This window comes from Pseudomonas helleri, assembly GCF_001043025.1.
Lineage (GTDB): Bacteria > Pseudomonadota > Gammaproteobacteria > Pseudomonadales > Pseudomonadaceae > Aquipseudomonas > Aquipseudomonas helleri.
In genome coordinates this window covers 19,671-34,303 of sequence record NZ_JYLD01000001.1, presented here as the reverse complement: position 1 = coordinate 34,303, position 14,633 = coordinate 19,671, and the positions used below count along the sequence as shown (strand labels likewise).

13 protein-coding genes are annotated in these 14,633 nt (G+C 59.4%); 5 read left to right on the top strand and 8 right to left on the bottom strand.

What is annotated here, in order from left to right:
- The first annotated feature begins 24 nt into the window (after positions 1 to 24).
- Complete coding sequence (locus TU84_RS00155; protein ID WP_048366481.1) at positions 25 to 465, top strand: TadE family protein; 441 nt, start codon at positions 25 to 27, stop codon at positions 463 to 465.
- Complete coding sequence (locus tag TU84_RS00150; RefSeq protein WP_082148594.1) at positions 462 to 3,197, top strand: PAS domain-containing sensor histidine kinase; 2,736 nt, start codon at positions 462 to 464, stop codon at positions 3,195 to 3,197. The genes TU84_RS00155 and TU84_RS00150 overlap by 4 nt, the downstream gene beginning before the upstream one ends.
- Here the strand turns inward: TU84_RS00150 and TU84_RS00145 are convergent.
- From TU84_RS00145 to TU84_RS00115, 7 genes are all read right to left on the bottom strand, one after another.
- Positions 3,194 to 5,143 (bottom strand): pilus assembly protein TadG-related protein, encoded by a 1,950-nt coding sequence (locus tag TU84_RS00145; RefSeq protein WP_048366480.1) that lies wholly within the window; start codon positions 5,141 to 5,143, stop codon positions 3,194 to 3,196. The two genes, TU84_RS00150 and TU84_RS00145, sit on opposite strands and share 4 nt — an antisense overlap.
- 233 nt (positions 5,144 to 5,376) lie before the next feature.
- Positions 5,377 to 5,976, bottom strand: coding sequence for a DUF4136 domain-containing protein (locus TU84_RS00140; RefSeq protein WP_048366479.1), 600 nt, complete (start codon positions 5,974 to 5,976; stop codon positions 5,377 to 5,379).
- Between the two features lie 27 nt (positions 5,977 to 6,003).
- Positions 6,004 to 6,618 (bottom strand): DUF4136 domain-containing protein, encoded by a 615-nt coding sequence (locus tag TU84_RS00135; RefSeq protein ID WP_048366478.1) that lies wholly within the window; start codon positions 6,616 to 6,618, stop codon positions 6,004 to 6,006.
- A 21-nt stretch (positions 6,619 to 6,639) separates the two neighbouring features.
- The gene (locus TU84_RS00130; protein ID WP_048366477.1) at positions 6,640 to 7,389 is read right to left on the bottom strand and encodes a methyltransferase domain-containing protein; all 750 of its coding nucleotides are present in this window, start codon (positions 7,387 to 7,389) and stop codon (positions 6,640 to 6,642) included.
- The gene (locus TU84_RS00125; RefSeq protein WP_048366476.1) at positions 7,386 to 7,691 is read right to left on the bottom strand and encodes a nucleotide pyrophosphohydrolase; all 306 of its coding nucleotides are present in this window, start codon (positions 7,689 to 7,691) and stop codon (positions 7,386 to 7,388) included. The genes TU84_RS00130 and TU84_RS00125 overlap by 4 nt, the downstream gene beginning before the upstream one ends.
- A 166-nt stretch (positions 7,692 to 7,857) precedes the next feature.
- Entirely contained in the window at positions 7,858 to 8,712 is an 855-nt protein-coding gene (locus tag TU84_RS00120) for a MaoC family dehydratase (protein ID WP_048366475.1), read from the bottom strand.
- Positions 8,713 to 8,715: 3 nt separating this feature from the next.
- On the bottom strand, positions 8,716 to 10,068 hold the full coding sequence (locus TU84_RS00115; protein ID WP_048366474.1) for a 3-oxoacyl-ACP reductase: 1,353 nt from the start codon (positions 10,066 to 10,068) through the stop codon (positions 8,716 to 8,718).
- A 122-nt stretch (positions 10,069 to 10,190) separates the two neighbouring features.
- Between TU84_RS00115 and TU84_RS00110 the strand changes: the two genes are divergently transcribed.
- Positions 10,191 to 11,468: an acetyl-CoA C-acetyltransferase gene (locus TU84_RS00110; RefSeq protein WP_048366473.1), complete on the top strand. Its 1,278-nt coding sequence runs from the start codon at positions 10,191 to 10,193 to the stop codon at positions 11,466 to 11,468.
- Between the two features lie 103 nt (positions 11,469 to 11,571).
- On the opposite strand, the gene TU84_RS00105 is transcribed toward TU84_RS00110, so the two are convergent.
- A complete protein-coding gene (locus TU84_RS00105) occupies positions 11,572 to 12,600 on the bottom strand; it encodes a bile acid:sodium symporter family protein (protein WP_048366472.1) in 1,029 nt (342 codons plus the stop codon).
- A gap of 82 nt (positions 12,601 to 12,682) precedes the next feature.
- Here TU84_RS00105 and TU84_RS00100 point away from each other — a divergent pair, with 82 nt between their 5' ends.
- Complete coding sequence (locus TU84_RS00100; RefSeq protein ID WP_048366471.1) at positions 12,683 to 13,474, top strand: AraC family transcriptional regulator; 792 nt, start codon at positions 12,683 to 12,685, stop codon at positions 13,472 to 13,474.
- A gap of 253 nt (positions 13,475 to 13,727) precedes the next feature.
- On the top strand, positions 13,728 to 14,621 hold the full coding sequence (locus TU84_RS00095) for a PA4780 family RIO1-like protein kinase (RefSeq protein WP_048366470.1): 894 nt from the start codon (positions 13,728 to 13,730) through the stop codon (positions 14,619 to 14,621).
- Positions 14,622 to 14,633: the final 12 nt, after the last annotated feature.

Sequence of the window (14,633 nt, the reverse complement as noted above, 5' to 3'; positions counted from 1 at the left end):
TGAATTGTCAGGGTAGACGCAGTCATGAAAGTTGACCTTCCCCACTCACAAAAAGGCGCGGCGGCGATTGAGTTCGCCCTGGTTTTTGTGATCTTTTTCTCAGTTCTGTATGGCGTGCTCAGCTACAGCTTTCCGCTGCTGCTGATGCAGTCTTTTAACCAGTCGACGGCAGAGGCGGTGCGCCGCAGCATGGCGGTGGACCCGACGTTGGCAACGGCAGATTACAAGGCCAAGGTCGAATCGGTGGCCAAGGGCGTGCTGGACCAGCAACTGGGCTGGATGCCCACGGCGATGACCACCAATATCAGTAAAACGGCGGTGTACAGCGCGGGAATATTGACCGTAACCGTTAGCCTCCCTGCCGCAACGCTCAGCAACATTCTGCCGGTGCTCAAACTGCCGGGTGGCATCACAGTGCCGAGCTTGCCGGACACCTTGTCGGCCCAGTCGAGCCTGCAGTTTTGAACTTGGGTGGCAAGCCGTTTGGGCGCTTCTCGGGCCGCGCTCAAGACCCTTTGCCTGAGCACCGTGCAGCGCAACCCGGCAAGGACACGGCCTTGCACTTGTTGCTCGATCATCAGGGGCGGGTGCTGGAGGTGCACGGCGCTCAGCGTTTCGGTGTGCAGCCGGTCAGCGGCGCTGACGCTACGCGTTTATTGCTCGATTATTTGGTGCCGGGCAGCACTCAGGCCCTTGAAGGGACCCCGGCCGATTGGTTGGGGCACAGCCTAGATCTGGACTTCCAATGCGCTGATGGTTCTGTGATGCACACCCGCGGTTGGGTTCAGCCACACGCTGACGGCTGGCTGTTGCAGTTGCTGGACATCAGCGACCTGCGCCGCGAAGGCCAGCAAGCCCACAACCGTGAGCTTTGCATGCAACTGAGCTTGAGCCTGGCCAGGCAATTACGCTTATGCAGCATGGCGCGTTTGCCGCAGGTGACGCAGGAGTCGTTGCAACGCATCGGCGAGCAATGGCAGGTGCCGTGCATCGCCCTGGCGCTACATGAAGAAGGGCAGCCGGACTGGAGCCTCTTTAGCGTTTATCAGGCGCCCGGCGCAGCGCACTTGTGGGAGGTGGGGCAAAGCCTGGGTAGCGCGCTGGACAGTCTCAGTGGATCACGTCATTCAGGCCAGGCCGCTGCCAACGAGCAACCGTTTCAATTTCGCAACCTGCTGGGCGCGACCGATGGCTTGTGCATGCCTTATCACGATCAGCGCGGGCTCAGTGCTTGGCTGTTATTGGGGTTTTCTACGCGCCCTGCGCTGATGAGAGAGAGCGATTGGTCGCACGTGTGCGCCGCCTTGGCCGGGCCTTTGCTGGAGCGCTTGCGCGAGCAGCAACAGGCCGAGCACCGTGAGCGGGTGCAAGCGCTGGAAGGTTTGTTGGGCACGGGTTGGTGGGAGTGGTCGACGGCCACCGAGCAGGTGCAGTTGGCGCCGCAATTGGCCGAAAACCTGTCGGCCCCGCACACGCCCTTAACCTGCAAAGCCTGGCTGGCGCTGTTTCATCCGGCCGATCGCGATGAGCTCAGTATTCGTTTTGATGAGCTGATTGAACATGGCAAAGACCTGATGGTGGTTGCGCGTCTGGACCTGCCGCAGAACGCGGGGCCGACCCCGTGGTATCGGATTCAGGGGCAAGCGGTCGGCACGGGCAGCCAGCGGCGTATCGTCGGTTTTATGCTGGATGTCAGTGAAATCAAACGTCAGCAACTGCAAGCGACGGCCGCCCATGCGCGGCTGGACAACCTGATCGCCAGTTCACCGGCGGTGATTTATGTGCAGCGCTATGAGAAAGGAGCGTTAGTGCCCGCCTTTTTTAGCGCCAGCCTGCAACCGTTACTGGGTTGGACGCTGGCCGAGAGCCAGGGGGCCGGGCTGATCGAGTGGATTCACCCTGACGATCGCGAGCAGTACTTTGACCGCACCCGCCAACTGTTGCGCTTTGGCAGCGCCCGGCGTCGGTATCGCCTGCGTGATAGCAAGGGCAACTACCACTGGTTGCTGGACGAGGCCAAATTATTGCGCGATGACCTTGGGCTGCCGATCGAGGCGGTGGGGTTGTGGCTGGATGTGACCGAAGCCACCGAAACCACTGAACGGGTCAAGCGCAGTGAAGAGCGTTATCGGGTGCTGGTCGAAGACTCGCCCGCGATGATTTGCCGTTATCTGCCAGACCTGACCCTGACCTTTGGCAACCAGCCGCTGGCGGCGTACCTGGAGTGCACCCCGCAGGCATTGCCGGGGGTGAATCTGGGCAGTTGGTTGTCGACCGAACAGCGCGCGGAATTTATGCAGCGCATTGCCCGGTTAACCCCGCAAAACCCGGTGAGTACCGCCGAAATCAGCTTGCAACTGCCGGGGCATGAGTATGCCTGGTGGGTGTGGTCGGACCGGGGTGTGTTTGATGCCCAGGGCCAGTTGCTCGAAGTCCAGGCCGTGGGCCGCGACAACACCGACGTGCGTCGCTCGCAACAGCAAATGACCCAAAGCGCCAAAATGGCCACCTTGGGTGAAATGGCCACGGGCCTTGCCCACGAAATCAATCAGCCATTGAACGTCATGCGCATGGCCATCGCCAACATGCTCAAGCGCGTGAGCAACGGCGATGTGGAGCACGACTACCTGCAAGACAAACTCACCCGCATCGATGCCCAGATCCAACGGGCAGCGCGGGTGGTCGACCACATGCGCGTGTTCGGCCGACGTTCAGAAGTCGAGCAACAAGCCTTCAACCCGGCGCAAGCGCTGGAAGGCGCCCTGGCCTTGCTGTGCGAAGGCTTGCGCGGCAAAGGCATTGAGTTGCGCACTGAGTGTTTGAACGATGCGTTGCAGGTGCGCGGCCACGTCGACCAATTGGAACAAGTGTTGATCAACCTGTTGATCAACGCCCGCGATGCACTGATGAGCAAGCGCGAAACCGACCACGAGTTCACCCCCTGGATCGCCTTGACCGCAGGCGCGAGTGACAACAGCGTGCGTGTGACGGTGGAAGACAATGCGGGCGGCATCGACCCGCGCCTGCTGGAACGGATCTTTGAGCCCTTCTTCACCACCAAACCGGTCGGCCTGGGCACTGGGCTGGGGTTGTCTGTGAGCTACGGGATTATCGACAACATGGGCGGCCGGTTAAGCGTCAGCAACACCGGGCACGGAGCCCGGTTTTGTGTGGAATTGCCGGTGGTTGAAGGTTAGAGCACGAGTTGGGCGGGGCCACCCTGGCCGCAGGAGAGGTTAGCGTCGACTTCGGTGGCCATCAGGTTAACGCCCAACAGTGACAGCAGGTTGTTGAGTAGTGTGTCGAGTAGAGGGCTTAGTATCCCGGTTATGAGTCCTGAGACGAGGGTTACAATCGACTGGAGCGTAGTATTAACAGCATTCGTTAACCCCGTTGCGAGCGCACTCAAAATGCCCGTCCCGTCTACTGGCGCATAAAGTTTAATCGGCACATTACTGATAGTGCTTCTTAAGCTATCTACGATGTTCGTAGTCGGGCTGGCAAATTTAGCCATAGGAGGCTGTTTAAGATTCGGCGGAACCGAATTTGTAGCCGCTGAATAAATTAAAGTGCTGGGTGTTTTAGCAATGGGCAATGTAGCCATGAGCGCAATTCCACCCCCCCCATAATCTTTATAGGTGCACCCCCCCAGCAGGCTGCAATTTGATTTGCTGATGATATTCACGATGGGTAACGGGGTGACGGTTACCGGGTTAGAAGAAGAAAATGCTTTGCTGGCATCAATGCTTCCGATATTCAGGTTGGCTAGAACGGTATTGGCCTGAACCGTAAGACTTTTACTGCCAGAGGTCCCGGTAGGGCAGGTATACCCGGTCACCAGAGCATCTGCTCCTCCCGAATCCAGGTTGATACTGAGAATTAATGGAGGAGGCAGAATTTTAGTATCGTATGTGGTCCCGCACAGCCCCAGCCCGCAGATCAGTCCTTGAAGAATTGCAGTAAGGCCTGACAGCAGATCTGTGACTAAATTTATAAGCGCACTGACAGTATTGAGAATGGGGAGCTCGATGGTAATCAGAGATCTCACTTGCGCTGTACGGACGTAAATTCGATCTGTGGCCGGGTTTCCGATTGCCGAAAACTGGGGTGGTTCAATCACTTTGACGGTAGTCGTCACCTTTGCAAGGCCAAGAATATTGATAGGAAGGCTCACAGCCACGGCGTTATTTTTATTGGCAATTTGAATGGCAGCCTGAATAAGAGAGAACAAATTCAAGTCTGTATCCAAACCAGCAGAGGATGTGCCTGTTTGTAGTTTTAACAGGTCTCCAACTTTTAAGGGTGTGTTGTTGATGGCGGCTACTTGCAGGTTGGCTAACGCAGTTTGGACATCAAGTGTTGCGCCGTTAAGCGTGGCAACGGATGCTGCTGCTTTTATGAGCTGGGTGACAGTAACGTTTGTATTAAGCAGGGTTGTGTAATCGCCTGCGTTGACACCCAAGTTAATTGCAAGTTGATTCAAATATTGCAGCAAGTTTATGTTGGCTTTGGCTAAACCATCCCAGCCAACTGCCGAGATGGACACATTCCCGCCCAACAACCCCGAGAATAAATTATTGAGCAGTGGAGACTGCGAGGTATTTACCGTGGCCAAGGTGGTGCGAATACTGATTTGTGCCAACGTTGGTCCCGGCCTGCTCCCCACCGCACTCGCCGTCAACTTCGTGGTCGTCGACAACGTCCCCTTGCTCACCAAATCCCACACCCCACCGGCAATGCTGGTAGGGATGGTGTTAGTGGCAATTACGCGGATAGCGTCGCTTTTGCTGGGGTCGAGCTGGAAGGTGCGCAGTTGGTTGACGGTGACCAGGGTGCCGCAGGTGGCGTTCAGGGTTTGTTGCGTGCCGGCCGGGACAAAGCTGTTGCGGGCGGCGCTTTGGGTGGCGTACAGCGTGGCGGTCGACGGGGTGGCAGCACAACTGCCACCCCGACTGACCGCCTCAAGCACCGCCATGTCAGCAACACGCTGCAGCTTGCGTTGTTCAAGGTAGAGGCGGCCGCCGTCGACCACCAGCAACATAAAGATCAGCACCATCCCCAGCGTCAGTGCCGCCATTAAACCAATCGCCCCGTGTTGTTGGCGGGGGCCGTTGAAGTACGCACGACGTAAGGGGGGAGACATTGAGCACTCCTGATACTGGAACACTATCCAGCGCTTCGCTCTAAAGTTTTAGCGAGTGTAGTCAAGGAGTGATCAGAATGCTGGCCAGTTGCACACTTTATAAGGCCCGCGCGTGCAACTAATGGGAACTGTTGGATGAAAGGTTGTAAAGAGAGAAGAGTAGGGCCAACTCACTGACTAAAGTATTAATACTTCGCAGTTATATACTTTGTTAGTGAGTTGGCTTGATTTAATTAACGCCCTGGCTTGGGTGGGTAATTACTCATGATTTCACTGACTGCCTTGGAAATCGCCGCGCTACGCTCTGCAGGCGTGGCATCTTCGTCGACGACTTTTTCGGCGTTGCCGCGCCAGACCAGTTTGCCGTCTTTGGCGTCAATCAGGTCCACCTGCAAGGTGCCCACCTGGTAGACGATATTGCGGGTTTCGGCGTATGCCGGTGCGCCCCAATAGTTGCCACCCCAGTAACCGCCCCATGGTCCTGCCCAAGGGCCGCCCCAAGGTCCGCCGTCATAGCTGTAGTTGGTGACCTGTTCCTGACGGTTGGCCACGACCATATAGGTTTGTACCCACAGGTCGGGTTTGGCGCCGGGCGCTGCCTGGGTCAGACCGCGCTGATCCAGCTGGCTGCTCAGGGCCATGACCACGCGTTGTGCTGTCAGGCCGTTTTTAACCATCGGGGTGTCGGGTAAAAATTGCACGGCCGGGTCTTTCCAGGCCCACGTCTTGAACTGCGCAAAATTGACTGCCGGGTTGTAGTCATGGGTGACCTGCAGGCTGTTGCACGCGCTAAGCAGCAGGGCCAGTCCCAGTAAAGCAATGCGTCCTAACATGATGAGTCTCCGCTTAAACAAACAGTTTTAATGGGGAGGATAAGCCTGCACTGCCTTGTTCAGTGATTCGCGCAGGGCGTCACTGCGTTCGCTCAGGCTGCCTTTACTACTGGTTTCTGCACTTGAACTCCAGATCGGCTGACCTGTTTTTCCGTCATACAGATTGAGCCGTACAACCATCACTTCGACTTCATAGGTGCGCACAACCGGTACGCTGTTGTACATGCCGTACTGGTTGCCATAGCGACCATAACGGTCGCCGTACATGCCGCCATAACCATAGTCGTCCTGAACCTGGCGCAAGCGTTTTTCTGTGTGTAAATCTGCACTCACCCACAAATCAGCGGGGTGGCCAGGTTGTGCAGGGCGCAATCCGCGCTGGTCCAGGGCATTGCTGACCGCTTCGGCAATTTGTGCGGAGTCTGCCCAGGCCGACCCGGCCGGCAATTGGTTGTTGCGCCAGGCCCAGCTTTGATAGCGGCCGTAGTCCCGTGGCGGCGCCGGGTAGGCGCTCAAGTCCAGGGTGTTGGCCGCTTGCGGCGGAGCAGGCGGGATGGGCATGGAACTGGCGGTATACGGGTTGGGGCTCTGGCACGCAGCCAATCCCAGACTTACAGCGAGCAAGGCAACGCGGCGATACATCATCATCTCCCCATGCGGGTGTTAAACCGGGCGGCATACCCAATGCAGATAACGTCCCAGCCCGGCGAAGGCAGGATGGCGACGGTGGGCCAGCTCCATTTCGACCAGCGCTTCAAGGTCAGCGCGGGCTTGAAACTCTACTGGCATGTAGTCGTGAAACACCCGCACGCCACTTTGGCTTTGCACCTGCCACAGACCTTCAAGGGCGCTGGCCAGTTCTCGCGGGTCGAGCGGTTCTTGCGGGGTCAGGCTTTGCTTTTCACCGGCCAGGGTGTTCTTGCGCATTTTGCGGAAGTGGCCTTTGAGCAGGTTGCGGTAGATCAGGGCGTCGCGGTTATAAAACGCCAGCGACAGCCAACCATCTTTGGCGGTCAGTTGGTGCAACACCGGCAGGATGGTGTGGGGCTCGGCCAGCCATTCGAGTACGGCATGGCAGATCACCAGGTCATAGGGTTCGGTCAGTTGCCCAAGCAGCTCTTGCCACGGTGCCTGAATAAAGGTGCCGGTCTGGCCCGCAGCGGCAAAGCGCTCGCGTGCGCCTTCGAGCATCGGTGCGGCCGGTTCGGCGAGTGTCACATCATGCCCGCGCTCGGCCAGCCACAGCGACATGTGGCCCAGCCCGGCGCCGATATCCAGCACCCGCAACGGGCGCTGAGGCAGCGCCTCTTCAAGGTCGGCCTGCAGCACCGCCAGACGAATCGCGCCCTTGGCCCCACCGTAGATTTTTTCAGCAAAACGGGTGGCCAGTTGATCGAAGTGACGGTCACTCATTTGCTAAAACGCCTTTCATTGTCGGCCAGTTTGCTGCGCACCACTTGATCCATGTCCAGCCCCAACTCACTGCATAACAGCAACAGGTACAGCACGATGTCGCCGACTTCCTGCCCGGCGTGGGCCAGTTTGTCGGCGGATAATTGGCGTGATTGGTCTTCGCTGAGCCACTGGAAAATTTCAACCAGCTCGGACATTTCGACACTGGCCGCCATGGCCAGATTTTTCGGGCTGTGAAATTGCTTCCAGTCGTTGTTATCGCGGATGCGGTGCATGCGCTGAGTGAGTTCTTCGAGGTTCATCGCGGGTGGGTTCTCCAGAAGGAGCAAAGCTTGCGACTGAATGCAGATTGGTGCAAGTGAAAGGCATGAGCAAAAAGCGCAAACCCCGTATAGGAGCGAGCTTGCCTCGCGATCTTTTAAACCATCAAAAGATCGCGAGGCAAGCTCGCTCCTACACGTTGATGTCTCAGCTGATAGGTCGCCACTGGCCAATCAAATGCACCAGATCCCCGTGCCCGTTGAGCTGGAAGTCGCCGCTTGAGCCTGCATCGCTGCTCAGCAAGATGACTTCGCTGGGCAATCGCACCGGCTTTTTGAACGCAACGCTGATCTCGACATTGGCCGCTGGCAGGTGCGCGTTGAGGGCTGCCAGCGCACGTGCTTTGAGCCACAGGCCGTGGGCGATGGCGCTGGGCAGGCCGAACAGTTTGGCGCTGGCGGCGCTGAGGTGGATGGGGTTGTAGTCGCCCGAGACCCTGGCATAGCGGCGACCGATATTCGACGGCGCATACCAGCGGGTCAGTTCGGTCAAGGCGATAGGGCTAAAGGTCGGGGTTGCTGGCACTTCGCCGGGCAAGTCGACGCCTTTGCACAGCAGTGTGCTTTCAGCTTCCCAGAGTGGCCCGAGTTGATCGTCGACTTGGGTCACGACGTCAAAGGTGGCGCCCTTGGGGTGTTTTTGCAGGTTGTGCACAAACACGCCGATGCGCAACCGGGTCACACCGCCCATGGGCCGCAAGACCCGGATCCGATTGGTCAGGTGTATCAGCCCCAGCAGCGGGAAGGGGAAGTCTTTGTCGGTCAGTAACTGCATTTGCAGGCCGAACGCCAACACATGCGGGTAGGTCGGCGGCAATAAAGGGCTGGGCGCAATCGCGCAAACGTCACGAAAGGCCGCCAGCGCCTGGGCGTCAATGTCGACCCAGCAGCGCAAGCCTTGCTCCGGCAGGGTGCTGCCGGTGATTTTGCGTTTGGCCGCCGCTTGCGCATACATCGCGGGCAAGTGCGGCGGGGCGCTGAGGTCGAGCCAATGCACGGTCATGATTCAGGCCCCCAAGGCACTTTGCCCACAGACCCGCAACGCTTGCCCGCTGACGGCCCCCGAGCCCGGCTGGCTGAGCCAGGCCACGGCTTCGGCGACGTCTTGTGGCAGACCGCCCTGGCCCAGTGAGCTCATGCGCCGCCCGGCTTCGCGCAGGGCAAACGGAATATGCGCGGTCATTTGGGTTTCGATAAAGCCCGGCGCAACGGCGTTGATACTGATGCCGCGCTCGCCCAGCAGCGGCGCCCAAGCCTGGGCCAGGCCAATCAGCCCGGCCTTGCTGGCGGCGTAGTTGGTTTGCCCGCGGTTACCGGCGATACCGCTGATGGACGCGAGCAAAATCACCCGGCCGTTATCGCGCAAGGTGCCGCTGTCCAGCAGGGCTTTGGTCAGCACTTGCGGCGCATTGAGGTTGACCGCGAGCACGGCATCCCAATATTCGGGCGTCATGTTGGCCAGCGTTTTGTCGCGGGTGATGCCGGCGTTGTGCACCACGATGTCGATGCCGTCCGGCAGGTGTTCGACCAATTGCGCGGAGGCGTCTGCGGCGCAAATGTCCAGGGCCAGGCTGCGCCCGCCCAGGCGCGCGGCCAGTGCATCGAGATCGGTTTTGGCTGAGGGCACGTCGAGCAACACCACCTCGGCGCCGTCGCGGGCCAGGGTTTCGGCAATCGACGCGCCAATGCCCCGCGCTGCGCCTGTAACCAAGGCTTTATGCCCGGCCAGTGGCCGCGTCCAGTCCGGCACCTGCGTGGCGCAGGGGCTCAGGCGCAGCACCTGGCCGCTGACAAAGGCACTTTTGGGCGAGAGGAAAAAGCGCAGCGCGCCTTCTAGTTGGTCTTCTGCCCCTTCGCCGACATACAGCAGTTGCAAGGTGCCGCCGCTGCGCAGCTCTTTGGCCAATGAGCGGGCAAAGCCTTCAAGGGCGCGTTGGGCGCTGGCGGCAAACGGGTCACGCTGGGTTTCCGGGGCGCGGCCGAGGATTACGATGTGCGCGCTGGGCGCCAGGCTGCGCAGCAGTGGCTGGAAGAACTCTCGCAATTGTTTGAGCTGGTCGGTGTGCAGCAGTTCGCTGGCATCGAACACCACGGCTTTGAGCTTGGGCCCCTGGCCGGGTATCCACGGGTTGGCCGACCACTCGCCGGGGCCGTAGGCGAATACGGCATCGGTGAGTTTTTGCGCAAAAGCCCCGATCGTCGCGGCCAATGCACCGCCCCCCAACAACAGCGCACCTTCTACCGGGCGCAGGCGGCCCGCTTGCCAGCGTTCCAGTCGTACCGGTGACGGCAGACCCAATGCACCAACCACGCGGTGGCCGATGGATGAGTTGGCAAAGTCGATATAACGGTCTGACATGGAACACTCTCCGACAGATGGGGTTCAAAGGGTTGACCACAAACACGTCATGGTCGTTCGTTATCAGCGATAGGACCTACGCTTGTAACGATCAATGGCCTTGAAAGAATAGGGAACATCTTATGAGTTTGCGTCGAGTAGCCATTATTGGCGGTAATCGAATTCCATTTGCCCGCGCTAACGGAGCGTACGCGACGGCCAGCAATCAGACGATGTTGACCGCTGCGCTGGAGGGGTTGATTGAGCGCTACAACCTGCACGGGTTGCGCATGGGCGAAGTGGTGGCCGGGGCGGTGCTCAAGGACTCCAGGGACTTCAGCCTGACCCGCGAGTGCGTGCTGGGCTCACGCCTGTCGCCACAAACCCCCGCCTATGACCTGCAACAAGCCTGCGGCACCGGCCTGGAAGCGGCGTTGCTGGTGGCCAATAAAATTGCCCTCGGGCAGATTGACTGTGCGATTGCCGGGGGTGTCGACAGCGCCTCGGACGTGCCGATTGGCCTGAATGACGGCCTGCGCAAGTGGCTGTTGCAGCTCAATCGCACCAAGGCGCCGCTGGACAAGGTCAAAGCCTTGCTGCAATTGCGCCCGAGCTTTTTGAAACCGGCCTTCCCGCGTAATGGCGAGCCGCGCACCGGCTTGTCCATGGGCCAGCACTGCGAGTTGATGGCGCAAACCTGGCATATCCCCCGGAACGAGCAGGATGCCTTGGCCTTGCACAGCCATCAGGCGTTGTCGGCGGCGTATCACGAGGGCTGGGAAGACGATTTGCTCACCCCGTTTCAGGGGCTGCGCCGCGACAATAACCTGCGCCCCGAGCTGACCCTGGAGAAGCTGGCCGCGCTAAAACCGGTGTTCGAGCGCAGCGCCAAAGGCACCTTGACGGCGGGTAACTCGACGCCGCTGACTGATGGCGCGTCCGTGGTGTTGCTGGCGAGTGAAGAGTGGGCCAAGGCGCGGGGGTTACCGGTGTTGGCTTACCTGCGTGATGGCGAAACGGCGGCGGTGGATTTCGTACACGGAGCCGAAGGGTTACTGATGGCGCCGGTGTATGCGGTCCCACGGCTGCTGGCGCGTAATGGCCTGACCTTGCAGGATTTTGACTACTACGAGATTCATGAGGCTTTTGCTGCGCAGGTGCTGTGCACGCTGAAGGCGTGGGAAGACGCCGAATACTGCCGAACAAGGCTGGGGCTGGAGGCGCCGCTGGGGTCCATTGACCGCAGCAAGCTGAACGTCAAAGGCAGTTCGCTGGCCGTTGGGCATCCGTTTGCCGCGACGGGTGGACGCATCGTCACCAACTTGTCCAAGTTGCTGGCCACGGCCGGGCAGGGCCGAGGGTTGATCTCGATCTGCGCGGCCGGTGGGCAGGGTGTGACGGCGATTCTTGAGCGGGACTGATGTGTGTGGGAGCGGGCTTGCTCGCGATTGTATCGACGCGGGTTAACTCAACGACCGCGTTGTCTGCATCGCGAGCAAGCCCGCTCCCACAAAAAGATGAAGCTTAGCTGGCAGCCACGGCCGAGGCGTTTTGTTCGGCCTTTTCTCGCTGATTGCGGCTGGCGTAGCTTTCAGCCATCACCGAGCAGACGATCAGTTGCAGCGGGTGGTAGATCATGATCGGCAGCAAGATCAGCCCAAGGCCGGGGTTGGCGCCAAAGATCAACGCAGCCATCGGGGCGCCCGCCGCCAGGGATTTTTTGCTGGCGCAGAACACGGCGGCGATTTCATCGGCGGTGCTGAATTTCAAGGCGCGCGCAGTGCGGGTGGTCAGCCACAAAATGATGGCGAGCAAGATCGCGCTGCCAACCAGAGCGCTGAAGATCACCGAGGTGCCTTGCTGTTGCCACATGCCCGAGACCATCGAGTTACAGAACGCCGCGTACACCAGCAGCAAGATCACCACTTTGTCGCAGATATTGGTGTAGCGCTTGTGGCGGGCGAAAAAGCGTCCGAACAGCGGGCGCACCAGTTGCCCAAGCACCAATGGCAGCAACAGCATGGCGCACAGGTCGAGCAGGGTTGAGCCCAGGTCGATACCACCCGAGCCACTGCCGACTACAAAGCTCACTAGCAATGGCGTGAGAAATATCCCCAGTACGCTCGACAGGCTGGCGTTGAGAATTGCCGCAGGCACGTTGCCGCCCGCGCTGCCGGTGAGTGCCACGGACGAGGAAATGGTCGAAGGCAGGGCGCAAAGGTAGAAGAACCCCAGCATCAGCAGCGGCGGAATGTGCGCGCCCAACAACTTGTTGGCGACCACCCAGATCAGCGGGAAGACGATAAAGGTGAAGCCCTGAACCATGAAGTGCAGGCGGATATTTTTCAGGCCGTGGCGGATTTGCTCGCTGGACAGGTTGACCCCGTGCAGGAAGAACACCAGGAACACGCCGATGTTGATCACCACTTCCGCGTGCATGCCGCCGCCAGTGCTGCCGAACGTCGGGAAGACGTAGGCGAGTAAAGTCGCCAGTAACATGCCGCACAGAAACCAGTCTGTGAACAGGCGTTTGAGGTGTTTGAACACAGGCATCGTGGGCACCAGAGCATTGTAAGAATTGATGACTTAGCCTAACGTCGGGTTTATCTGACGTCTTGCGACATAAGGCCAACCAATGCCGCCAAACGGACAACGTGGTGCCGAACGCGCCATTCCTGCACTCACAACCTTGCCTCGGCCGCTGTACGCGCGCGCCGAGAGTTTGGGCGCGGGCTCGTGGACGCCACGCCATCGACATGATTGGGTGCAGTTTTCGTATGCCATCAGTGGCGTGTTGGGTGTGCACACCGACGAAGGCAGTTTTTATGCGCCGCCGCAGTGGGGCATTTGGATCCCGGCCGGGCTGGAGCATGAGGTGGTGACCTCAATGCGCGCCGAGATGCGCAGCGTGTACGTGCGCCGTGAGGATTGCCTGTGGGCACCCGAACATTGCCGGGTATTGGAGGTGACACCGCTGGCGCGCGAGCTGATCAAACGTTTTTGCGCCTTGCCGGTGGAGTATCCACAAGGCGGCAGCCCTGAAGAACGTTTGGTGCAGGTGTTGCTCGATCAGTTGGCGGGCCTGAACCAGGTCGGTTTTTCGCTGCCATTGCCGCGTCATGCGCGGTTGTTGGCGCTGTGCAATGAGCTGATTGAAAACCCTGAGGCTGAAGTGACGCTCAGCGTGTGGGCCGAGCGCTTGGGCACGTCGGAAAAAACCCTGATGCGATTGTTTGACCGGGAAACCGGCATGAGTTTTCGCAGTTGGCGCCAGCGTATGCGCTTGCTGTCGTCTTTGCGGGTGCTGGAGGAGGGCGGCAGCGTGACTCTGGCGGCGTTGTCATGTGGCTATGAATCCACGTCGGCCTTTATTGCCGCCTTTAAAAAAATGTTTGGCTTCACGCCCGGCGAGTTATTCCGACAGTGATCGGGCTATTTTCGGAAACGCCCTGCATACATTTTGCTCGGCTCTAGTAGGGTGCGCGCTGAATCAACGGGATTAGTCGATGCCCGATGGTTGGCGCTCGTCTATTATCCAGAGCGGCTAACGTCGGGATTTTTGGCACATGGCGTGCCTACAAGCGACTCTTGCACGGTCCCCCTCTCCCCGTAGTGAGTGGATTGCCGTATAACGAGTGACATTCGCGTGTTTGGTAACAAAGGACCCACAATAAAAGCTGATGAAGACTCCAAAACGCTTAGAACCCCTGATCGAGGACGGTCTGATCGACGAGGTGCTGCGCCCACTCATGAGTGGCAAAGAAGCAGCTGTTTATGTGGTCCGCTGCGGCAAAGAGCTGCGATGCGCCAAGGTTTACAAGGAGGCTAACAAACGAAGTTTCCGGCAGGCCGCTGAATATCAGGAGGGTCGCAAGGTTCGCAACAGCCGTCAGGCCCGAGCGATGGCCAAGGGCTCGAAGTACGGTCGTAAAGAAACCGAGGACGCTTGGCAGAACGCCGAAGTAGCCGCCCTGTTCAGGCTGGCGGGCGCCGGTGTACGGGTGCCCAAGCCGTTCGACTTCCTCGAAGGCGTGCTGCTGATGGAACTGGTGGCCGATGAATACGGCGACGCGGCACCGCGCTTGAACGATGTGGTGCTGGAGCCGGATCAGGCGCGCGAATACCACGCGTACCTGATTTCCCAGATCGTGCTGATGCTCTGCACGGGGCTGGTTCACGGCGACTTGTCCGAGTTCAACGTGTTGCTGACGCCAACCGGCCCGGTGATTATCGACTTGCCTCAGGCGGTGGATGCGGCGGGTAACAACCACGCGTTCAACATGCTGGAGCGTGACGTGGGCAACATGGCTTTGTACTTCGGACGTTTTGCGCCGGAGTTGAAGAAAACCCGCTACGCCAAGGAAATGTGGGCGCTTTACGAAGCGGGCACCCTGCAGCCGACCAGCGTGTTGACCGGCGAGTTTGATGAGCCTGAAGAGTTGGCGGATGTCGGCGGTGTGATCCGCGAGATCGAAGCGGCCCGTCTGGACGAAGAACGTCGTCAAGCGGTGCGAGCCGCAGATGATGCGCCACCGAGTAAGGCCGAAGAGCCGCCTCCGCCGTGGATGCAGTGATTCGATGAATAA

Bases quoted from the DNA above. Each gene is read 5' to 3' on its own strand.
- TU84_RS00155 (WP_048366481.1), top strand. From the start codon at position 25: ATGAAAGTTGACCTTCCCCACTCACAAAAAGGCGCGGCGGCGATTGAG.
- TU84_RS00145 (WP_048366480.1), bottom strand. From the start codon at position 5,143: ATGTCTCCCCCCTTACGTCGTGCGTACTTCAACGGCCCCCGCCAACAA.
- TU84_RS00140 (WP_048366479.1), bottom strand. From the start codon at position 5,976: ATGTTAGGACGCATTGCTTTACTGGGACTGGCCCTGCTGCTTAGCGCG.
- TU84_RS00135 (WP_048366478.1), bottom strand. From the start codon at position 6,618: ATGTATCGCCGCGTTGCCTTGCTCGCTGTAAGTCTGGGATTGGCTGCG.
- TU84_RS00130 (WP_048366477.1), bottom strand. From the start codon at position 7,389: ATGAGTGACCGTCACTTCGATCAACTGGCCACCCGTTTTGCTGAAAAA.
- TU84_RS00125 (WP_048366476.1), bottom strand. From the start codon at position 7,691: ATGAACCTCGAAGAACTCACTCAGCGCATGCACCGCATCCGCGATAAC.
- TU84_RS00120 (WP_048366475.1), bottom strand. From the start codon at position 8,712: ATGACCGTGCATTGGCTCGACCTCAGCGCCCCGCCGCACTTGCCCGCG.
- TU84_RS00115 (WP_048366474.1), bottom strand. From the start codon at position 10,068: ATGTCAGACCGTTATATCGACTTTGCCAACTCATCCATCGGCCACCGC.
- TU84_RS00110 (WP_048366473.1), top strand. From the start codon at position 10,191: ATGAGTTTGCGTCGAGTAGCCATTATTGGCGGTAATCGAATTCCATTT.
- TU84_RS00105 (WP_048366472.1), bottom strand. From the start codon at position 12,600: ATGCCTGTGTTCAAACACCTCAAACGCCTGTTCACAGACTGGTTTCTG.
- TU84_RS00100 (WP_048366471.1), top strand. From the start codon at position 12,683: ATGCCGCCAAACGGACAACGTGGTGCCGAACGCGCCATTCCTGCACTC.
- TU84_RS00095 (WP_048366470.1), top strand. From the start codon at position 13,728: ATGAAGACTCCAAAACGCTTAGAACCCCTGATCGAGGACGGTCTGATC.